Raw genomic sequence first — 20,239 nt, 5'->3', positions numbered from 1 at the left:
GGCGGAGCGACCGCCCGCGGCGCCGATCGACACCGGATCGCACGATCGACACCGGACCGCACGCTCGACACCGCATCGCACGTTCAACAGGGGAGACATCGTCATGGGCCACCTCCGCAGTTTTGCCCCGTGGATCGCCGTCGCGGTCCTCACCGGCACCGTCGACCTCCGCTGGGCCGCGCTCACCGGCCTCCTGCTGGCCCTCGCGCTCGTGGTGACCCAGCGCCGCGCCGGCCGGGGCTGGGACGCCCTGGTGATCGAGGCCAGTGCCGTCGTCTTCCTGGCCGGCTACACCTGCGCCGCCTTCGCCGCGCCCGACTCCACCGCCGTCGCCCACTACGGCCCGCCGCTGTCCTCGCTCTGGCTGGCGGCCACCGCCTGGGGCTCGCTCGCGCTCGGCCGGCCCTTCACCCTCGGCATCGCCCGCACCCAGACCCCCGAGCACGTCTGGAAGAGTCCGCTGTTCCTCCGGGTCAACCGCGTCATCACCGCGGTGTGGGCGGCCGCGTTCACCCTCGCCGGCCTCGGTGGCGCGCTGCTGCGCCACTACCGGCCGGACGCGGGCGACGCCCGCACCCTGCTCACCGTCGCCACGTTCGTCCTGCCGCTCCTGTTCACGGTCCGCTATCCGACGCTCGCCCGTGCCCGGCACGCGGCTGCGGCGGGCCCGGCCGCCCGGTGAGCACCCCTGACCCCGGTCGCCCGGTCCGTGCGTCGTCCGCGGCGACGGGCCGGGCGGTGTCGTCGTAAGTCGGTTGCCCCGTCCGCCGGGCGGGCGTCACAGTGGGCGCATCGCGCCGAACCACCAGGAAGGAGCGCGACCGTGCACGCCTTCACCCGCTCCCCGTGTCAGCGCTTCCCGTATCAGCGCTCCCGGTACTCCCGGATCCGGGGGACGTCCTCGTAGTGCGCCCGTCGGCCGCCGGCCGGGCCGCCTCGGGGGACGGTCCCCGAGGCGGCCCTTTTCGGTGCGGCGCCTCCGCCGAGGGCGAGCTGGGCACGGGAGAGCCCAGGGGTCTGTAACACCCCCGCTTCGGCTGTGACGGTTCGACTCCGTCCTCGCCCACCCACGCCGGCTCCGCACGGCAGCCGGCTTGCCGCACTGGTGATCTGACGCCGTTTCAGTGTCAGACCCTCCGAGCATAATGAAGTATCGCCGCAGACGGGGGCCGTCCTGGCGCGGCCGGATCCGCATTCCGAGCGACCCGCGCGAGCGGGGCGGAATCCGCGCGCCGCAGGTCGTGAGGCACCTCGTCCGGCGCCAACTGGGGGAGTGGATAGATGATCATCATCGGTATCGTCATTCTGGCCGGACTCGTCCTGTTCGGCATCATCGCCGGCTCGATGACGGACGGCGGGGACCGGAAGAGGAAGTCCCGTTACCGCGGCGGCGATTCCGGCGGCGACTCCGGCGGCAGCGGCGGCGGTTGCGGCGGGGGAGGCTGTGGCGGAGGGGGTTGCGGCGGCGGCTGCGGCGGCAGCTGAGCGCCCGGCCGCCGGGAACGGAGCAGGCGTGCTCTCACGAACGTACTCCCGTCGCGTCGACCGCGTGCAGGCGGCCGTCGACGCGCTCGAACTGCCCCCCGCCGTCTACCGGACGTGCCCGTTCGAACCGCGCGAGCTGGTCGAGACCGGGCTGCGCCAGTGGCTGCGTTGCTGCGGGGCGGCGATGCTGGACCGGCAGGTCATCGGCATGCCGTCGTTCGCCGTGGACGAGGCGTGGCACGGGCTGATCCTCTGCACCGAGCGCTACGCGGCCTTCTGCCGGACGGCCTACGGGCGGTTCCTCCACCACCATCCGCAGGGCGGAGAACTCGCCGGCAGCGCGCGGCGCGCCGGATCGATGGCGGAACAGCTGCGCCGCACCGCCGTGGCCTGGTCGTTCGTGGCCCGGCCCGGTGAGGAGTGCGTCCTGTGGGACCTCGACGTGCGGGTGGGCGTGCCCGAACCGTGGGGTGCGGGCACCCGGCCGTAGTGGCGACGGTGCCCGCGGCCGACATGGTTCGGGGCGGGTCGGCCGGGATTCCGGCCGACCCGCCCCGGGATCGTGTTACTTGGTGAAGCCGATGTTCTCGTACAGGTAGTCCGAGAGGCCCGGGGCACCGAGGTTGGCGACCGACTTCTTCACACCGAAGATGGCGGGGCGCTGGTACAGGGTGACCAGGGCGGCGACCTTCCAGGCCTCGGCGTCGGCCTTGTTGATGGCCGCGAACTCGGTCTCGGGGGTCTGGGCGGCGGCGGCGTCGGCCATCGCCTGGTCCAGCTCGGGGCTGCCGACCTGGCTGTAGTTGGCGCCGCCGTCGGTCTTGAAGTTCGCGGTCGCGGAGCTGGCCGGGAACGGCGTGCCGATCAGCGAGAACGCCGTCATGTCGAAGTCGTACTTGTAGATGTACTTGTCGAAGAACTCGTTCGACGGGGCGGTGAAGATGTTCACCTTGACGCCGACCTGCTGCAGCATCTGGGTGAGCATCGAGCCCTCGTTGGTGGCGATGGTGACGCCGGCCGGGATGACGAACTTGAGGTTGAGCTCCTTGCCGTCCTTCTTGCGGACGTCGCCGTCCAGCTTCCAGCCCGCCTCGTCGAGCATCTTCTTGGCGGCCTCGGGGTCGAACTTGCTCAGGCCGTCCGAGTTGTCCTTGTAGCCGTTCTGGTTCGGCACCAGGAAGTGGTTGTTCATCGCGGCGGCCGGCCAGCCCAGGCCGGTGAGGTCCGACTTGGCGATGGTCTCGCGGTCGATGGCCTTGAAGAGTGCCTGGCGGACCTTGGGGTCGGTCAGCATCGGGCTCTTGCCGTTGAACATGAAGTGGCGGAAGTTCGGGCCGCCGGCCTCGCGGACCTCGCCGTCGGCGGTGGACTGGATCTGCTTGAAGCCGGACGCGTCCGGGCCGTTGTCGTAGAAGTCGATCTCGCCGTTCTGGAACGCCTGCGGCATGGTGTTGGTGTCCATGGCCTTGTAGACGATCTTGTCGAGCAGCGGCTTCTGGCCCCACCAGGCGGGGTCGGCGACGACGGTGACGGTCTTGGCGGTCTGGTCGATCTTGTCGAGCTTGAACGGGCCCGCCGAGGTCGGGATCTTGTCGACGTACGCGGTGTTGAAGACGTCCGGGGTGGCGACGTACTTGGCCGGGAACAGCGGCGCGTTGGCGGCGTTGTTGAACAGCGCCTGCCACTCGGAGAACGGCGACTTGAAGGTCATGATCGCCTGGTAGTCGTCGGCACCCTTGACGACGCTCTCGACCTGGTCGAAGCCGGTCGTCGAGGTGGCCTTGAACTCCGGGTTGGTGCCGTTCTGGGCCTTCCAGTTGGCTTCCAGGTCCTGCCAGGTGATCGGCGTGCCGTCGTTCCACTTGGCCTTCGGGTTGAGGGTCCAGGTGACGACCTGCTTGCCGTCCTTGGTCTCGGACTTGGCGTCGAGCAGGTAGTCCTTGTTCGGGGTCTGGGTGCCACCGGCGTCCGAGTGCCAGAAGGTCGGCATGAGCGCCTTCATGACGTCGGTCGTGGAGACCTCGTTGCCGTCCGCCTCCAGCGGGCTCCACTGGCTGGAGAGCTGGTCGATCGCCCAGTTGAGCGTGCCGCCCTGCTTCAGGTCGGCACGGTCCTTCTCGTTCATGGCCCGCTGGGTCATCTTCGGGGCCTCGGACTTGGCGGGAGCGGCGTCCCCTCCGGAGGAGCTGCTGGAGCAGGCGCTGAGGCAGAGCGAGGCGGTGGCGACGGTGGCGACCAGCGCGACCGGGATCCGGGTGTGCTTCAAGGGATTCCCCAGGGAGTGTGCGGAAGGGTGGATGGACCCAGCGGGCCGCCGGAGCGGAAGGTGCTGGAGGGTTGGCACTGCGGACTTGCGAGTGGGGCCGGACCGGGTTGTTCCGCCGGGCCCGGCCCCCTTTCGTGGGGGTCGGATCGTGGGGTCAGATCACTTCGAGGGCGGCGGCGAAGTGGCAGGCGGCGACGTGGTCGTCGGAGAGCCTGCTGTTGCCGGGGTCCTCGTCGCGGCAGCGCTGCTGCTCGGCCTCGCTCAGCGCCGGGTGCTTCGGGCAGCGGTTGCGGAACCGGCACCCGGTCGGCACGTTGGCCGGGCTGGGCAGGTCGCCGCTGAGCAGGATCCGGGTCCGCTCGCGTTCCCGGCGCGGGTCCGGGAGCGGGACGGCGGAGAGCAGCGCCTGCGTGTACGGGTGGGAGGGCGCGTCGAAGATGGACCGGGAGTCGCCCAGCTCGACGATCCGGCCCAGGTACATCACGGCGATCCGGTCGGCGATGTGCCGGACCACCGAGAGGTCGTGGGCGACGAACAGGTAGCTCAGACCGAGCTTCACCTTGAGCTCGTCCAGCAGGTTGAGCACGCCCGCCTGGATCGAGACGTCGAGGGCGGAGACCGGCTCGTCCAGGATGACGAGGCGGGGCTCCAGGGCGAGCGCGCGGGCGATCGAGATGCGCTGGCGCTGGCCGCCGGAGAACTCCTGCGGGTAGCGGTCGGCGTGGTCGGGGTTGAGGCCGACCATCTCCAGCAGCTCGGGGACGCGGGCGGCGATCCGCTCCTTGTCCCAGCGGTGCGTGCGCAGCGGCTCGGCCAGGATGTCACCGATTGGCATCCGGGCGTCCAGGGCCGCCATCGGGTCCTGGAACACGATCTGCATGTCCCGGCGCAGCGCCTTGCGGTCGGCCCGGCCGAGGCCGCGGACGTCCTTGCCGAACACGGTGACGGTGCCGGCCTGGCCGCTGGGCAGGTCCAGGATCTCCAGCAGGGTGGTGGTCTTGCCGCAGCCGGACTCGCCGACCAGGCCGAGCGTCTCGCCCTCGCGGATGTCCAGCGTGATGCCGTCCACCGCCTTGACCACGCCCACCTTGCGCTTGATCACGGCGCCCTGGGTGAGCTGGAAGTGCTTGGTCAGCCCGTCGATCTCCAGCACCTTGGGGCGCTGCTCGCGCGGCACGCTCTCCAGCGTGACGGCGGCCGGGAGTTCGGGCACGGGGTAGATGGTGGCGGGGTCCAGCGCGCCGGCCAGTTCGTGGCTGCGGTGGCAGGCGGTCGGGTGGGTGTTGCCCTCCTTGACCGACAGCGCCGGCTCCACCTCGCGGCAGCGCTCGACGGCGATCGGGCAGCGGGCCGCGAACGGGCAGCCCTCGGGAAGCTCGACCATCGACGGCGGGGTGCCCTCGATCGGGGTCAGCGCCCGGCGCCCGGTGTTGTCCAGCCGGGGGATCGACCCCAGCAGGCCGATGGTGTACGGCATCCGCGGGCGGTAGTACACCTCGTCGACACCGCCGGACTCGACGGCCCGGCCCGCGTACATCACCTGGACGCGGTCGGCGAAGCCGGCGATCACGCCGAGGTCGTGGGTGATCATCACGATCGCCGCGCCGGTGACGTCCTGGGCCTTCTTCAGGACCTCCAGGACCTGCGCCTGGATGGTCACGTCGAGGGCGGTGGTGGGCTCGTCGGCGATGATCACCTTGGGGTCGTTGGCGATCGCCATGGCGATCATCGCGCGCTGGCGCATGCCGCCGGAGAACTCGTGCGGGAAGTTGTCCACCCGGCGCTTCGGGTCCGGAATGCCCACCACGTCCAGGAGTTCGACGGCCCGGGTGCGGGCCTGCTCCTTGGTCATGTCCTGGTGGATCCGCAGCGCCTCGACGATCTGGGTGCCGACCGAGTAGACCGGGGTGAGCGCGGACAGCGGGTCCTGGAAGACCATGCCGATGTCCTTGCCGCGGATCTTCGAGAGCTCGTTGTCGGACAGGCCGAGCAGCTCACGGCCGCCGAGCCGGACCGAACCGGAGACCTCCGCGGCTTCGGGCAGCAGCCCGAGCACGGCCATCGAGGAGACGGACTTGCCGGAGCCGGACTCGCCGACGATGCCGAGCACCTCGCCCGGGCGGACGGCGTAGGAGACGCCGCGGACGGCGCGGACCTCGCCGGCCTCGCTGGGGAAGGAGACCTGAAGGTCTGTCACTTCGAGTACGGGCTGCGGCTTGTCCAGCCGGGTGTCGGTCACCGGTCGGAGTCCTTCCTTGGTACCGGGGGTGCTGGTGTCGGGCTGCGGGGGCTGGAGCGCGTCCGTCATGACGAACTCACGACGTCCCGGGTGCCGCCGGGGAGCGTGGCGCCCCGGCGGGCGGCGTTGCGCTCGGCGAGGGCCCTGCGGCGGCGCCCCTTCGACTTCGCCCCGCCGGAGGTCGGGTCGAAGGCGTCGCGCAGACCGTCGCCGACGAACGCGACCGCGATGCCGATCAGCACCAGGCAGGTGGCCGGGAAGTAGAACAGCCACTGGAAGGTCGGCGCGTTGGTGGTGTTGTCGGCGATGATCGTGCCGAGCGAGACGTCCGGTGCCTGCACGCCGAAGCCGAAGAACGACAGGCCGCTCTCGCCGATGACCGCGGCACCGACCTGGATCACCGTGTCGATGATCAGTAGCGAGGCCATGTTCGGCAGGATGTGCCGGATGATGATGACCGGGCCGGGGACGCCCATGTACTTGGCGGCCTTCACGAACTCCCGGTCCTTCAGCGTCAGCGTCATGCTGCGGACCACCCGTGCGGTGATCATCCAGCTGAACGCCGCGAGCAGGACCACGAAGATCAGCCAGCTGGAGTTGCGGAAGATCGGCGACAGCACGGCGATGATCAGGAAGCTCGGCAGGACCAGCAGCAGGTCGACGAACCAGGTCAGGCCCTTGTCGATCCAGCGGCCGTAGTAGCCGGCGAAGGCGCCGACGAAGCCCGCGACCACGGTGCTGATGCCGCCCACCAGCAGACCGATCACCAGCGACTTCTGCAGTCCGCGCATGGTCAGCGCGAAGAGGTCCTGGCCGCCCTGGTTGGTCCCCCACCAGTGGTTCCCGCCGGGCGGCGCGTTGAAGGCCATGTAGTCGTGGAAGCGGTAGTCGTACGTGCTGAACGACGGGCCGGCGTACGCGGCCACGAACAGCACGACCAGGATGCCCAGGCCGACGAGGGCGAGCCTGTTGCGGGCGAAGCGGCGGGCGGTGAGCCGGCCCCGGCCGGTCCGCTTGCGGGCGGCGGCGGAGGACTTCGGGGCGCTGGCGGCCGGGGTCTGCGGGACACCGGCCGTGGCGGCGGCCAGGGCGGAGACCGCCTCGCCGCCGGCGGCGGAGGTGTTCGAGGGGGCGGGTTGGTCGGCGCTCATGTTCTCTCTCCTCTACGGGTGTTGGGGTGCTCGGCGGGGCGGGGTGCGTCAGCGCACCCGGACCCGGGGATCGAGCGCCGCGTAGAGCAGGTCGGACAGCAGGCCGGCGATCAGCACCAGGCCGGCGGTGAACAGGGCCACCGCCGACGTGGTGTTGACGTCGTTGCGGGTGATGGAGTTGATCAGCAACTCGCCCATGCCGTGCCAGCCGAAGGTCTTCTCGGTGAAGGTCGCACCGACGAACAGCAGCACGATGTTGAACACCAGCAGCGGCACCACCGGGAGGATCGCCGTGCGCAGGCCGTGCTTGACCAGGGCGGTGCGCCGGCGCAGGCCCTTGGCCCGGGCGGTGCGCAGGAAGTCGCTGCCGAGGACGTCGAGCATGGTGCTGCGCTGGTAGCGGCTGTACAGGGCGATCTGGATGAGGATCAGCGTCAGGCCGGGGAGCAGCATGTGCTCGGCCCGGTTGCCCAGGGCGGCGAAGTCCCAGCGGCCGGCGAACTCGGCGTCCGTCTCACCGGTGAAGTGGATGGTGCCGGCGCCCAGGAACTTGATCGTCAGCAGCTTCAGGAAGAGGCCGAGCACGAAGACGGGCATCGCGAGGACGAAGAACGAGGCCAGGGTCGTGAACCGGTCGAAGAACTTGTACTGCTTGATCGCGCCGATGGTGCCGAGCGCGACGCCGCCGACCGAGCCGACCAGGGTCGCCAGCAGCAGCAGCCGGGTGGAGACGCCGATCCGGCGGCCCACCTCGCTGTTGACCGGCGAGCCGTCGATCGACTTGCCCAGGTCCCCGTGGATCACACCGTTCGCCCAGGTGCCGAAGCGGCTGACGATCGGGGTGTCGGGGTTCATGTTGACGTCGTCGAGCGTCTTGCTGATGGTCGCCTTGGCCAACGGGGGGTTGCGGCCCTCGTAGTTCGCCTGCGGGTGCAGGCTGAGCCCCGCGACGAAGTACGAGAGAGAAGCCGCAAGTATGACGAGTATCAAATAGTTGGCCAACTTGCGGAGCATGTAGCGGCCCAAGGCGGTTCTCTCCCTCGTGCGGACCCGCGCCCACCGACGGAACAGGACTCCGGGGTCCGTGAGGACGGAGGACCGTGCGCGGACTGCCGTGGAGCGTCTTTGATGTCGGACGGATGGTCGGAAAGGTCGGCCGCCACTGTCAGGCGGCTCGGATGCACATCTTGCTGACCGGGCGGAGGGCTGTCGACTGACGCTTTGTCAAAGGTTAGGTAAAGAAGGGTTCAGTCCTTTGGGTGGCAGCCCTCTTTGACCATGGCTTCCTCGGTCCGAGTCGCAGGCCACGAGGTGTTTTGCAGGCTCGGGGGCTCCCGGAACGCATGGTTCCACCGGTCGAAGCTTTTGTCCGGTTATGTTCGTGCATGTCCCGCCAGTGGCGAGGATTCGCCAACAAACGGACGCCGTGAGCTGCCTGATCGAGCAGTCATTTCACCGCCTCCCAGCTGTCACTCCGGCCCCACGGGACGGTGTCGCGGGAGCGTCGGGACGGTTGCGGCAGGGGGTCTCCCGTCGACCTTAGTTGACGTGTGCGCGTCGGAGACGATCATTTTCGGTCGACCGGGACGGGTGCCCTGGCGCGCGGTGCATCGGTGCCCCGGAGGCAGGGCCGTGCGGGTGGGTGTGCGCCGGAGGTTCGGGGCCCGGAACGGGGCCGGTGCGGGTGACCGAGGGGGCTCGGTCACCCGCACCGGGGGTGGGGTGTCGCCGGGGGTGTCGTGCTGCTTCACCCCGTGGTCAGGCTCAGTTGTCGCCCATGCTCCAGTTGCCGCACTGGAAGATGCTGAACGGGAAACAGATGTAGCCGCTGCCGGTCTGCTCCTCGCTGTCGAGCAGCTGCAGGGCGTTGACGTCCTCGGTCATGGTGTTCTCCTTCTGTGGAGGGGGAGTGGTCACATGTCGTTGATGCTCCAGTTGCCGCACTGGAAGATGCTGAACGGGAAGCACATGTAGCCGGTGGTGGTCTGCTCCTCGCTGTCGAGCAGCTGCAGGGCGTTGACGTCCTCGGTCATGGTGGTCACCTCCTTTCGGCCGGGTCGGGGGCGGGGAGCCAGAGGCGCGGTCCGCCGTGGTGGAGCCGTACCAGCAGGCCGAGGGGCCCGCCGAGTCCGGTGTTGTAGCCGACGCCCACCCTGGTCAGGGTGTCGTCGGGGATCAGGAGCAGCCCGTCGTGGACGACGTGGCGTGCGTGGGCGCAGGCGAGGAGTTCCTCGGCGCGGCGCCGGTGGAGGGGGTCGTCGAGGGCGTCGGCGAGGTCGAGGAGGAACTCGGCGTTGCCCGCGAGGCCGTGGCAGGCGGCCGGTGAGCTCTGCCACCGCCAGCGGTACACCTCGGCCGCGGCCTGTTCGGCCGTCTCGCGGTAGCGCGGGTCCCCGGTGGCCTGCCAGAGGCGGATCAGGAAGGTGCCGATGCCGGAGGCGCCGCTGCACCAGTGGGGCGCGTGGGCGGGGGCGTCGGCGCCGCGGTCCTCGACCGGCCAGGCGGCGGCGCCGTCACGGACCCGTGCGGTGGCGAGCAGCGTCTCGGCGGCGACCCGGGCGGCGTGGACGAAGTCCTCCCGTTCGGCGGCGAGTCCGGCGAGGAGCAGGAAGGTCGCGACGCCGGCGACGCCGTGGGCGAAGCCGAGGTGGGTGATGCCCGCGAGTTCGGAGTCGAAGTCGGCCGGGACGGGCCACACCACACCGGAGCGGCCCTGCGCGGCGGTGGTCAGCAGGTGTTCGGCGGCGGCCACCGCGCGTCGGCGGAACTCCTTGTCGCCGGTGGTCCGCCAGAAGTGGAGCTGGGCCAGGCCGGCGCCGGCCACGCCGTGGCAGACGTCGGGGTTGGGCCACCGCAGCGGGACGGCGCGGGCCAGCTGGGCGGCGTGTGCGGCGAGGCCGTCGTCGCCGAGCAGCCGGGCCGCGTCCAGCAGCGCCCAGGCGGTGCCGGAGCGGCCGAAGTGCAGTCCGGGCAGCAGCTGTCCGCCGGTCCCGGCCCGGGCGGCGATCCACTGCGCTGCCTCGGCGACGCTGGCCCGCAGCCGCGGGTCGGCGCGGTGGGCGGCGGCCGCGGTGAGGACGGACAGGACGCCGGCGGCACCGTGCTGCACGTTCAGCGGATCGGTCCCCTCGCCGGAGGGGCCGGCGGGCCAGAGCCGTACCGGGTCCTGCGGGGTCATGGTGTCCATCAGATGGGTCAGCCCGTCGGCGAGCAGCCGTCGCGCGGTCCGGTCGTCCAGGACGGCGCCGCTCCCCGTCCCCGTGGCGGCCGCGGTGGCGGCGGGCAGCGCGGAGAGCGCCGCGCGGGCCTTCGCCAGGCTCCACCGCTCGTTCCGGTCCTCGGCCATGAGCCCGAGGACGAGCGGGCGGAGGTCGGTGAGGTCCGGGCGGTCGGCGAGCGCGGTGGCGAGCAGGGCGGCGGTCCGTTCGTCCCGGCCGCGGGCCGCCCCGCGGTCCGGGGCGAGCGCCGGGTCGGTACCGGTGAGCAGGTGGAACAGCACGGCGCCGAGGCTGTAGAGGTCGGACTCCGGCGCGGGGGCGGGGCCGCTCGGTGCGCCGTCGACGACCTCGGGCGCGCCGAAGCCCGGGGTGTGCAGGCGCAGGACGTGCTCCCCGGGGCGGGCGAGGGACTCCAGGTCGATCAGGCGGACCTCGCCGTCCGGGGTGACCATCAGGTTGTTGGGGTTGAAGTCGCGCAGGACCAGGCCGAGTTCGTGGACGGCCGCGACGACGTCCAGCAGTTGCCCGGCCAGGTCGAGCACCTGGGCCCGGTCGGGGCGCAGCCGCTCGGACACCCAGGCGCGCAGGGTGCGCCCGGCGACGAGCTCCTCCACGAGGTACCGGTTGCCGCCCTGGCCGAAGACCTCCACGACCTGCGGACATCGGCCGAGCGGTGCGAGCAGGGCGTGCATGGCGGCCTCGTGGTCGAGCAGGTCGCCGGCGTCGGTGCCTTCGAGGACGGCCCCGACGTGCCGGCGGGCCTCCTTGACGACGACCTCCAGGCCGGTCCGCCGGTCGGTGGCGAGGAAGACGCCGCCCTTGTAGGCGTGCCGGATCGCCTTGTGCACGACGTAGCGGTTGTTCAGCAGCACGCTCGTCCCGGGTGCGGCCGGGGGAGTGTCGGGGAGCGGGAGCGGCGAGGCGGCCCAGGCGGGCGGGGTGAACCCGGCCGTGCGCCGGTCCCGGACGAAGGTCCCGTCCGGCGCCTGCAGCATGGGTTCGACCGAACCGTCGTTGGTGAGCCGGGGGGAGCCACGGAAGGCCCCGTAGCGGTAGTGGACCGGGCTGTCCGGCCGGTACCGGCGGTCGGAGAGGATGCCGGGCCCCGGCAGGTGCGCGGTGGCCCGGTGCAGTTCCTCGGCGAGCCGGCGGAAGTGGTCGTCGTCGTCCGGGTAGACGGTGATGAACTTGCCGCCGCCGCCCCGGTCGTAGCGGGCGGAGACGAGTTCCGTCAGCCGGCCGGGTGTACCGGCGCACTTGAACGGGGCCCGGGCGGCGACGAGCACTTCGGCGGCCCGGGTCAGCACCGTCGGGGCGGAGAGCGGGGTGGCGGACACGTGCAGCTTCCAGCCCTGCCGGCGGCCGAGGCCGGCGTCGTCCGGCCGGACGTGGCACCAGAAGTCCCCGGGAGTGACGGTCCAGCCCCGCGCGCCCTGACGGCGCAGCACCGCCCCGATCAGGTCGGGGTAGAACGTGGCGTACGGATCCGCCGAGCCCTGACCCGCCGTCTGCCCCTCTGCCATCGTTCTTCCTTCGTCCGTGGAGCCCTGCCGGAGCCGGTCGGCCTCCGAGCGCATCGCTGATCCTGGCGGCGCGGGGACATCCGGTTCATGGGGGACGACCACGTATCTTCCGACCGTGAACCCCCATGGGGCCGGTCGACGGCTCGCCGAACGGTCCCGACCCCGGGCCGGGTCCGGTGGGTCCGCCCGGGCGCGTGGTGCCGTAACGGCTCCGTCGGCCGCCACGGCCGGCGGGCGGGGGCGGGTTGACGTGCCCGTTCCCGGGGCGGAGTGGGAATCGCGCGCAGGTTCGGAAACTGTCGGCCGGCGAGGCGAGGAGTGGGTTGTTGCCGTACCGGGGGGCCGGTTCCGGTCCTGCCCCGGCCCGATCGGGCTCTGAGCCGTACCCGGGGGCGGCCGAGACGCCGGCCGGGGAGCCCGGACGGGCCGGGAGATGCCCGGCCCGGCGCGGTGCGCCGTCGGGCCTGTTGACGCTCCCGGCGCCCCGTCCGCGCGGTGAACCGCCCGTTCGGCCCGTCCGCGCGGTGCGGGGGGCCTGGTAGCTCCGGGGGAGGAGTCCCCCGGCCCCCGGGTGGCGGAGCCGTCCTCGGCACCCACGAGGGGCACCGATCCTCGTGAACATGTCCAGTAGCGTCGGCTCGCTCACCCTGCAGACCGCCCGGCATCGACATGGGCCCGGTCCCCGCCGCGTACTTGGCGTCCAAGGCCTTCCTCAATGCCGTCACCGTCCAGTACGCCAGGGAACTGAGCGGCACCGGCATCCTGATCAACTCGGGCTGTCCCGGCTTCACCGCCACCGACCTCAACGGCTTCCGGGGCGTCCGCACGCCCCAGCAGGGCGCGGCGATCGCGATCCACCTCGCGACCCTGCCCGACGACGGGCCGACCGGCGGATTCTTCGACGACGGTGGAACAGTGCCCTGGTAGCAGGCGCTCCGGCCCCAGGGCCTGGGTGACGCGGTGATCGGTCCGCCGGGTTCTGCCCCTGTATCCGGGGCAGCACCCGAAGGCCTGTCGGATGTGACGGGCAGCCAACTCACCGAACCGCAGCGGGGTCTGATCGAGCCCTGCGCGCAGCCCTCCTCGACGTGCGCGAGCGCCTGCCCGATGGCCGCCGACCCACCGGTGCGGCCGGCCCCGATCGTCGGCTGTCGGCGCACTCGAATCGGCCAACGTCGGGGGAGATCCGGCTGAGGTCCCGCCGCCGGCCGCACCGATTGCCGTACCGTGACCGGCAGCGAAGTGGAGGACCCTTTGAGCGCCCAGCCCGACCACCTTCCCGCCGCGCCGGCGGCTCCGGCGCCGCGTGCCGCCGCCCGACTGCTCGCCCGTATCCACGCCGAGCCGCCCGAGCGGGCAGCCAGGTGGCTGCCGGCGTTCGAACGGGACTGGGCCAAGGCGCTCGACGACTCGCGTCAGACCTACGACCTCTCCCCGCTGCACCACGTGGTCCGGACCTGGCGGGTCCGTCTGGACAGCGCACCGGTGGTCGACGCGTTCGTCGCCACCGGCCCGGACGACGAGGACGGGATCGACCTCGCCGAACTCACCTGGACGGACCGGTGAGCGACCGCGTCTGGCCGGCCCGACTGTCCCCGCAGGCGGCCAAGACCTTCGTCGACCTCCCCCCACACGCCCAGCGGACGGTCCGCGACCTGCTGGACATCGCCTCCCGAACCCCCTGGGGGTGGCCGCAGTGGGACGCCACCGACCTCGAAGGCGAAGACGTCCGCTGCGCCTCCGTCGGCCAGCTCAGCCTCGTCTACCTGGTGAACCGCCTGGCCGGGCGCCTGCACGTCATCGACTTCGTCTGGCTCGGCTGACCTCCGCGGATCCGGCCGACCTTCACGGCGGGGGTCGACCCTCACGGCGACGGCGGCCCGAACGGGCCGCGCCCGACGGTCGCTCTGAACGACGGTCGGCGACGCTCCGGTCCTCCGGACGGCGACCGGCCGTGGCCCCGTGGACGGTCTGGCAGCCCAGGCCGACGGAGCAGAACGACGGCATCCATCGAACCGAAGTGGCGGAACCCCTCGTTCCAAGTGCTGTAGAGGGAACGGCCGTGGAGCACCGTTCTCGACGTTCCGTCCCCCGAAGGAGCCCGCCGCCATGGGAAATCACCGCAAACCCAGCCGTCCGAGCCGGGCCCGCCTCGCTGTCCTCACCACGGCCGTGGCCGGCGGCGCGGTGCTCGCCGCCGGGACGGCGCACGCCGAGCCGGCGCCCACCCTGGCCTCCGTCAAGGAGCAGGTGGACAGGCTCAACGGGGAGGCCGAGCAGGCCATCGAGCGTTACAACGGGTTCCAGGAGAAGCGGCAGTCGCTCCAGGCCGACGCCAACCGCATCCAGGACAAGGTCGCCCGCGGCCAGGACTCGCTCAACGAACTGCGCACCTCGCTCGGCGCGGTGGCCGGTGAGCAGTACCGCAGCAACGGCATCGGCCCGGGCGTCCAGCTGATGCTCGACTCCGACCCGGCCGGCTACCTGGAGCGCGCGGCCGTGCAGAACCAGGTCGCCGACAGCCAGGCCGCGTTGCTGAAGCAGGCCCGCGACGCGCAGCGCAAGCTCGACCAGGACCGCGCCGAGGCCACCGCGATGCTCGCCCAACTCGACGCCGCGGGCGCGTCGCTGGGCGAGGAGAAGAAGCAGATCCAGGCCAAGCTCGCCGAGGCCGAGGCCCTGCTCAACAAGCTCAGCGCCGAGGACCGGGCCAGGATCAACGCCCAGGAGAGCGCCGAGAAGGCCAGGGCCGCCGCCCAGCAGGCCGCTGCGGCCGACCGCGCCGCGCGCGCTGCCGAGCGGCCCGCTCAGGGCTCCGCCACGGCACCCGCGACGCGCCCGGCCGCCGGAGCCACCCCGGCGGGAGCCGCCCCTGCCGGAGCCGCTGCCGAAGCCCCTGCCGGAGCCGCCGGACCCGCTCCGGCGAGCGCGGGCGGCCGGGCCGCCGACGTCGTCAAGTTCGCCACCGCCCAGCTCGGCAAGCCCTACGAGTGGAGCTCCACGGGACCGAACTCCTTCGACTGCTCAGGCCTCACCGGCGCCGCCTACCGCGCGGCCGGCGTCAAGCTCCCCCGGATATCCCAGGACCAGTGGAAGTCCGGCCCGCACGTCGCCCGGGGCGACCTCCAGCCCGGTGACCTCGTCTTCTTCTACGACGACATCCACCACGTGGGCCTCTACATCGGCGACGGCAAGATGATCCACGCTCCGCGCAAGGGGAAGAACGTCGAGGTCCTCCCGATCAGCGTGATGCCGTACATGGGCGCGGTCCGCCCGGCCTGAACCGCGGTGGCCGGGGCGGCCGTGCCTCGGTACCGCCCCTGGCGCCACGGGCCGGCCGCCCGCGGGCAACGCCGTAGCGAGGCGCTGCCCCGGCGGGGCGCCGTCGGCGTGCTCCTCGGGGAGGGGCAGCGGGGCCACGGCGAAGCCGTGTCCGCACCGACGGGCACGACCGCCGGGGGAGCGGGCCCGTCCCGCGGCAACCGACAGCCCCGTGTGGTGATCACCCGAGGAGGGCGACGCCGGCCCGGCCGTGCTTTGCGCCCGGTGGCCCGGCGACGGCGTGCCGCCGGGCCCCGTCCGGTCGAAACCCCGGCGCGCCGGGCTCGTCCACAGCCGGTCCGTCCGGGCCGGAAGCTAGGTTCGGCTCCGTGACGGGCAACGACGCGGTCCTGGCCCTGGTGGTCACCACCGCGCTGGGTTTCGACTTCACCAACGGATTCCACGACACCGGCAACGCCATGGCGACCTCGATCGTCACCGGCGCCCTACGCCCGCGCGTGGCGGTCGCCCTCTCGGCGGCGCTGAACCTGGTCGGCGCGTTCCTGTCGACCGCCGTCGCGGCGACCATCGCGAGCGGTCTGGTCGACAGCGCCGACGTGACCCTGGTGGTGGTCTTCGCGGGACTGGCCGGCAGCATCCTGTGGAACCTGACCACCTGGTACCTCGGCATCCCCTCCAGCTCCTCGCACGCGCTCATCGGCGGCGTGGTCGGGGCGACGATGGCGGCGGCCGGGGTCTCGGCCGTCAAGTGGCAGGGGTTGGTCTCCAAGGTGATCGTGCCCGCCACCCTGTCGCCGTTCATCGCCGGGACGGTCGCGGTGGTCGGCACCCACCTCGTCTACCGGCTCACCCGCGACGTCTCCCACGGCCCGCGCGACCACGGCTTCCGGATCGGCCAGATCGGTTCGGCCTCGATGGTCTCGCTCGCCCACGGCACCAACGACGCGCAGAAGACCATGGGCGTCATCACCCTGGCCCTGATCGCCAACGGCACCCTCCAGGCCGGCGCCACCTCCCCGACCTGGGTGATCACCTCCTGCGCGATGGCCATCGCCCTGGGCACCTACCTCGGCGGCTGGCGGGTCATCCGGATGCTCGGCAAGGGACTCATCGAGATCGAGTCGCCGCAGGGCATGGCCGCCGAGTCGGCCTCGGCGGCGGTGATCCTCTCCTCCACCGACTTCGGCTACTCGCTGTCCACCACCCACGTGGCCACCGGGTCGATCCTGGGCGTCGGGGTCGGCCGCAAGGGCGCCGTGGTGCGCTGGAACACCGCCCGCCGCATGGCGGTGGCCTGGCTGCTCACCCTGCCGGCCTCCGCGACGGTCGGCGCCGCGACCTACTGGGCCGCCCACGGGATCGGCGGGACCATCGGCGTCGTAGTGATCTTCATCGTGCTGGTCCTGGCCTCGATCGCCTTCTTCGCGGCCTCCCGCCGGCCGGCCGTGGCGGTGACGCCGGAGAACGTCAACGAGGCCTGGACCGGTTCGCTGGTCCCGGCCCCGGACGCCGGCGAGGCGGCCTCGTGAACTCCTGGATCAACCTCGACGCCCTGTGGGGGATCGTCGTGGTGGGCCTCGTCGCCGGAGCCGGCCTGCCGGCCCTGTTCGCCCTCGGCCTGCGCGCCCTCAACCCGTCGACCCGCCCCGCCGGGCGGTCTGCCGTGACCGGGCCCCCGGCCGCCGTCGGACCGGTCGGCTACGCCGTGGCCGTACTCTGCTTCGCCACCGTGCTCGCCGCGATCGCCTGGGGCATCTTCGTCATCGTCAACCACAGCTGAACGGCCGTGCCGCGGGCGAGGGAGCGTCACCCCGCCGCCGGGGCCGGGGGCCGTCGCGCCTGCGGTGTTGTCGGTGTGCCGGGTTAGGTTGACGATCATCAGCCGGACCGGATGGGGGACGTCGTGACCGACCGTACGAGCGAGTCGATCAGCTGGGAGGAGACGCGCGCGCTCATCGCCGCGCGGATCCCGCAGGGGGTGATCGACCGGCTCCGGCCGGTGCCCGCCGGTGAGCTGCGCCATCTGCGGACCCCGTTGCGCAAGCTCCGCACCGAGCTGGTGCGCGAACTCTCCTCGGGCGACCGGGGCCGGTACTCCACCGCGTACGACCAGCTCGCCGCACTGCAGTTGGCCGGGATCCTCGCTGCCGCCACCCCGGCCGAGGCGTTGGAGTGGCTCACCTCCCGCCGCCTCCTCGACGTCACCTGGCCGCGGCCGGGCGGCGGCTCCAGCAGCCCCGACCACCACACCGTCCTGCTGACCCTGCTCGCGCCGCACCGGGACGCGGCGTTCCACCGCGAACTCGCGGGCCGGCTCGCCGCATGGCTGCCCGCACGGGGCGACGCCGCCCGGTGGCGGATCACCCAGGGCCTCGCCCTCCGGTCCGGCGCCGAACCCCCCACCACCGACGGCTACGTGATCGGGTGGCTCCGCGAGGGCCGCCGGATTGGCTCCCACCACCGGGAGATCGGCGAGTGGCTCGCCGACCAGGGCCTGCGCGAACCGGTGCCGCACCACCACTCGCTGCTCTCCTGGCTGCGGGCGCAGCCCCGGCTCGCCGAGTTCACCCGTCGGGTGTTCGAAGTCCCGGACGCCGGGGCCGAGTTCACCGAGGCGCTGTCGACCTGCGGCTGGGCCGAGTCGCTCGCCGTCGTGGCGGCCGAGGGACTGCTCGACCGCGCCGAACTGATCGACCTCTGCCTGGGCCGACTGCTGCGCGGCGACCGGCCCGGCAACCTGCGCGGATTCCTGCGGCTGTACGCGGTGCTGGCCCTCGACGCCGACGAGGTCCTCGCCCGGGCCGGGGACCACGTCCGGCTGGCCGCCGACGGTGCGCCGGGCGCCGCCAAGGCCGCCCAGGCGGCGCTGGTCTCCGTGGCGGAGCGGCTGCCGGCCGAGCTGTTCGTCGAACTCACGGGCGCCGTCCTGGCCCGCCCGGAGAAGGGCCTCGCCACCGTCCAGCTGGGCCGGGTCGACGCCGCGCTGCGCCGCGACCCGGCCGGGGCCGACGGCCTGCTGCCCGCCGTCGCCGTGGCTTTCACCCATCCGCTCGCCGCGGTCCAGGAGCAGGCGCTGCGTCTCGTCGCCCGTCACCTGTCGCACGCCGCACCCGCCGTCGCCGGGGCCGTTCGCGCCGCGGCCGCCGATCTCGGACCCGCCCTGCGGCCCGACGCCCACCGCCTGCTGGAGATCCCCGCCCCGCCCGCGGAGCCGCAGTCGGGCGCGCCGGTCGCGGCGGTACGCGTGGCGTGCGCCGAACTGCCCGCCGCACCCGCGGGGCCGCTCGACACCGCCGAGCGGCTGAGCGCCCTGATGGCCGACCGGGTGCCCGACCCGGGTGAGTTCGAGGTGGTGCTCGCCGCCCTGGTGGCGGAGCACCACCGTGACGCCGCCGCGCTCCGGGCCGCGCTGGCCCCGCTCGCCGCACGGCGCGCGGCGAACCCGGGCCGGTTCCCGTTCATCCGTGAAGTCGGCGGAGCGCTCGGCGTCCTGCTCGACGTCCTGACCGGTCGGCCGCAGGCGCCCCGGGCGAGCCTGGCCGTGCTGCTGGGCATGCCCGCCTTCATGCGCACCCTCGGTGTGGTCACCGCGGTGCGCGTGCACGAAGCGGCGTGCTCGGCCGTGGAGGCGCCGGTGCCGCTGCTGCTCGCCACGCCCACGGCCGGCGACGGCACGATCGACCCGGCCGTGCTGCTCGACCGGCTCGCCGCGTACCGGGCCGCCGGTGCCCGCCCCTCACCCGCCGACCTGGCCCAGGCGTTGCTCCGGGTGGCCCCGCCCGCGCTGCCGGCCGTCCGCGCCGCGGCCGCCGGGCTCGGCTGTGAACTGCCGCCGGACGTCGCGCCGCCCGCACCCCGGCGGTTCCACACCCAGACCGCGAACATGCCCGAGCGGCTCGACGGCGTCGGCCGGGCCCCTGCTCCGGTCGTGCGCATCGCCCCGTGTGCCCCCGAGGCCGCGCCGGCACCCGAAGGCGTCACCGGCCTCCTCCACGCCGTCCCCGACCCCACCGAGTACGCCCGGTTCGTGGACGTGCCGTCGACGCCTGCCATCGAGCTCGTCCAGTTCGCCTGGGTGGCGCCGTGGCACCCGGAGACCGTCGCGGCACACGGCGTCCCGGGCGCGGTGTTCCGGGTGGACGCGCCCGGTCCCCGGGAGCCGAACCCCCTGCTGCCCCGGCTCGCGGAGGTGCCGGGCGAGTTCGGACCGGTGTGCCACCTCCTGCTCGCCTACGGGCTGACCGCGTCCCGGGCGGACAACCGCACCGCCGCGCTGGACTTCCTGCTGGCGGCGGGCGCCCAGGGCCGGCTCCGGCCGGATCTGCTGGGCGGATGGATCGCGGCACTCTGGAGGCTGTCCGCGGCCAAGCCGAACCGGGTCCTGCCCGTCCTGGCCGAGGCCGCCCGCACCGGTGCGGGCCGGACGACCTGGGCCGTGCTCGCGGCCGTGATCACCGAGTTCGCCACCGAGCCCGGCCGGCGAGGACTGGCCGACGCGCTGGTACTCGCCGCCGAGTGCGCGGTGGCCGAGGGCATCCGTGAGGCGCTCCCGGCCCTCGACGCCCTGAGCGCCGCGGGGGCGCCGGCTCGCGTCCGGGCGGAATCGGCCCGACTGGCCGCAATCCTGACGGGGTGACGGCCGCGCGGGCTGTCGACGGCCCGGCCCGGGCGCCGGCGCGCGCCGCCGTCGTCGTCCACCGCACCGCTTCGCGGTCCGCGCCGCCTCGCGGTCCGCGCCGCCCGGGTCCACCGGTGCGACCGTCATCACCGGCTGGAAGTACGCCGGCTCCGCCGGTTCGCCCACCGGGACGCCGTCGGCCTCGATCCAGGCGAATTGACGGCCCGTCCGGTCGTCACCTCGCAGCCCGGCGTACGCCGGTCCGTCCCGGGCCGGCCCGGCGTACGCCGCCGGGCGGCCGAGGGCGACCGACCCGGCAGCTGGAGGCCGGTCTGGACGTCTGAGCACCCGGGCCGCCCTTCGGCCTCCGGTGGCGCAGGCGGTGGCGGGAGGCCCCGCCGTCACCGGATCGGGTGAAGATCGCCCGATCGCCGGACAGTACGGCCCGGGCCCCGGC

16 protein-coding genes, 1 tRNA gene and 1 pseudogene are annotated in these 20,239 nt (G+C 73.0%); 11 read left to right on the top strand and 7 right to left on the bottom strand.

Translation table 11 applies throughout. From position 1 onward, the window contains the following. The first annotated feature begins 103 nt into the window (after positions 1-103). From ACIF6L_RS37840 to ACIF6L_RS37825, 4 genes are all read left to right on the top strand, one after another. Positions 104-682, top strand: coding sequence for a hypothetical protein (locus tag ACIF6L_RS37840; protein ID WP_329491616.1), 579 nt, complete (start codon positions 104-106; stop codon positions 680-682). A 304-nt stretch (positions 683-986) separates the two neighbouring features. Beyond that, a tRNA-Tyr gene (locus ACIF6L_RS37835) sits at positions 987-1,066 on the top strand. Between the two features lie 215 nt (positions 1,067-1,281). Further along, positions 1,282-1,485 carry a hypothetical protein gene (locus ACIF6L_RS37830; RefSeq protein WP_396491357.1) on the top strand — a complete coding sequence of 68 codons (204 nt, stop codon included), beginning with the start codon at positions 1,282-1,284 and terminating at the stop codon, positions 1,483-1,485. A 28-nt stretch (positions 1,486-1,513) separates the two neighbouring features. After that, the gene (locus ACIF6L_RS37825; RefSeq protein ID WP_352297089.1) at positions 1,514-1,975 is read left to right on the top strand and encodes a hypothetical protein; all 462 of its coding nucleotides are present in this window, start codon (positions 1,514-1,516) and stop codon (positions 1,973-1,975) included. Positions 1,976-2,050: 75 nt separating this feature from the next. On the opposite strand, the gene ACIF6L_RS37820 is transcribed toward ACIF6L_RS37825, so the two are convergent. The 7 genes from ACIF6L_RS37820 to lanL all read right to left on the bottom strand — a co-directional run bounded on the left by ACIF6L_RS37820 (position 2,051) and on the right by lanL (position 11,882). After that, positions 2,051-3,751: an ABC transporter family substrate-binding protein gene (locus tag ACIF6L_RS37820; protein ID WP_396491358.1), complete on the bottom strand. Its 1,701-nt coding sequence runs from the start codon at positions 3,749-3,751 to the stop codon at positions 2,051-2,053. A gap of 154 nt (positions 3,752-3,905) precedes the next feature. Beyond that, positions 3,906-6,059, bottom strand: a complete 2,154-nt coding sequence (locus ACIF6L_RS37815) for an ABC transporter ATP-binding protein (RefSeq protein ID WP_352297084.1) — start codon at positions 6,057-6,059, stop codon at positions 3,906-3,908. Next, the gene (locus ACIF6L_RS37810) at positions 6,056-7,141 is read right to left on the bottom strand and encodes an ABC transporter permease (protein WP_396491359.1); all 1,086 of its coding nucleotides are present in this window, start codon (positions 7,139-7,141) and stop codon (positions 6,056-6,058) included. Before ACIF6L_RS37810 ends, ACIF6L_RS37815 begins: the two co-directional genes overlap by 4 nt. A 48-nt stretch (positions 7,142-7,189) precedes the next feature. Continuing rightward, positions 7,190-8,143, bottom strand: coding sequence for an ABC transporter permease (locus ACIF6L_RS37805; RefSeq protein WP_352297078.1), 954 nt, complete (start codon positions 8,141-8,143; stop codon positions 7,190-7,192). Between the two features lie 762 nt (positions 8,144-8,905). Continuing rightward, positions 8,906-9,025, bottom strand: coding sequence for an ALQxL family class IV lanthipeptide (locus tag ACIF6L_RS37800; RefSeq protein ID WP_352297073.1), 120 nt, complete (start codon positions 9,023-9,025; stop codon positions 8,906-8,908). Between the two features lie 29 nt (positions 9,026-9,054). Beyond that, positions 9,055-9,174 carry an ALQxL family class IV lanthipeptide gene (locus tag ACIF6L_RS37795; protein ID WP_329491624.1) on the bottom strand — a complete coding sequence of 40 codons (120 nt, stop codon included), beginning with the start codon at positions 9,172-9,174 and terminating at the stop codon, positions 9,055-9,057. 5 nt (positions 9,175-9,179) lie between these two features. Then, a complete protein-coding gene (lanL, locus tag ACIF6L_RS37790; RefSeq protein WP_396491360.1) occupies positions 9,180-11,882 on the bottom strand; it encodes a class IV lanthionine synthetase LanL in 2,703 nt (900 codons plus the stop codon). 602 nt (positions 11,883-12,484) lie between these two features. Here lanL and ACIF6L_RS37785 point away from each other — a divergent pair. The 7 genes and pseudogenes from ACIF6L_RS37785 to ACIF6L_RS37755 all read left to right on the top strand — a co-directional run. Then, a pseudogene (locus ACIF6L_RS37785) lies at positions 12,485-12,809 on the top strand (SDR family NAD(P)-dependent oxidoreductase); the annotation flags it as partial. Between the two features lie 327 nt (positions 12,810-13,136). Further along, a complete protein-coding gene (locus ACIF6L_RS37780; RefSeq protein WP_396491361.1) occupies positions 13,137-13,448 on the top strand; it encodes a DUF6247 family protein in 312 nt (103 codons plus the stop codon). Continuing rightward, positions 13,445-13,705 (top strand): hypothetical protein, encoded by a 261-nt coding sequence (locus tag ACIF6L_RS37775; RefSeq protein WP_396491362.1) that lies wholly within the window; start codon positions 13,445-13,447, stop codon positions 13,703-13,705. The genes ACIF6L_RS37780 and ACIF6L_RS37775 overlap by 4 nt, the downstream gene beginning before the upstream one ends. 286 nt (positions 13,706-13,991) lie before the next feature. Continuing rightward, on the top strand, positions 13,992-15,164 hold the full coding sequence (locus tag ACIF6L_RS37770; RefSeq protein WP_396491363.1) for an NlpC/P60 family protein: 1,173 nt from the start codon (positions 13,992-13,994) through the stop codon (positions 15,162-15,164). A 368-nt stretch (positions 15,165-15,532) separates the two neighbouring features. Next, a complete protein-coding gene (locus ACIF6L_RS37765; RefSeq protein WP_396491364.1) occupies positions 15,533-16,693 on the top strand; it encodes an anion permease in 1,161 nt (386 codons plus the stop codon). Then, complete coding sequence (locus ACIF6L_RS37760) at positions 16,690-16,944, top strand: hypothetical protein (RefSeq protein WP_396491365.1); 255 nt, start codon at positions 16,690-16,692, stop codon at positions 16,942-16,944. The genes ACIF6L_RS37765 and ACIF6L_RS37760 overlap by 4 nt, the downstream gene beginning before the upstream one ends. 123 nt (positions 16,945-17,067) lie before the next feature. Continuing rightward, positions 17,068-19,800, top strand: coding sequence for a hypothetical protein (locus tag ACIF6L_RS37755; RefSeq protein WP_396491366.1), 2,733 nt, complete (start codon positions 17,068-17,070; stop codon positions 19,798-19,800). The last annotated feature ends 439 nt before the right edge of the window (positions 19,801-20,239 follow it).

The sequence above is a fragment of the Kitasatospora sp. NPDC086009 genome, from assembly GCF_044540385.1.
Lineage (GTDB): Bacteria > Actinomycetota > Actinomycetes > Streptomycetales > Streptomycetaceae > Kitasatospora.
This window is presented reverse-complemented; position numbering and strand designations above follow the sequence as displayed.

What these genes read in the sequence shown, in the direction of transcription:
- ACIF6L_RS37840 (WP_329491616.1), top strand. Translation starts at nt 104, where the DNA reads ATGGGCCACCTCCGCAGTTTTGCCCCGTGGATCGCCGTCGCGGTCCTC.
- ACIF6L_RS37815 (WP_352297084.1), bottom strand. Translation starts at nt 6,059, where the DNA reads ATGACGGACGCGCTCCAGCCCCCGCAGCCCGACACCAGCACCCCCGGT.
- ACIF6L_RS37770 (WP_396491363.1), top strand. Translation starts at nt 13,992, where the DNA reads ATGGGAAATCACCGCAAACCCAGCCGTCCGAGCCGGGCCCGCCTCGCT.
- ACIF6L_RS37795 (WP_329491624.1), bottom strand. Translation starts at nt 9,174, where the DNA reads ATGACCGAGGACGTCAACGCCCTGCAGCTGCTCGACAGCGAGGAGCAG.
- ACIF6L_RS37830 (WP_396491357.1), top strand. Translation starts at nt 1,282, where the DNA reads ATGATCATCATCGGTATCGTCATTCTGGCCGGACTCGTCCTGTTCGGC.
- lanL (WP_396491360.1), bottom strand. Translation starts at nt 11,882, where the DNA reads ATGGCAGAGGGGCAGACGGCGGGTCAGGGCTCGGCGGATCCGTACGCC.
- ACIF6L_RS37800 (WP_352297073.1), bottom strand. Translation starts at nt 9,025, where the DNA reads ATGACCGAGGACGTCAACGCCCTGCAGCTGCTCGACAGCGAGGAGCAG.
- ACIF6L_RS37810 (WP_396491359.1), bottom strand. Translation starts at nt 7,141, where the DNA reads ATGAGCGCCGACCAACCCGCCCCCTCGAACACCTCCGCCGCCGGCGGC.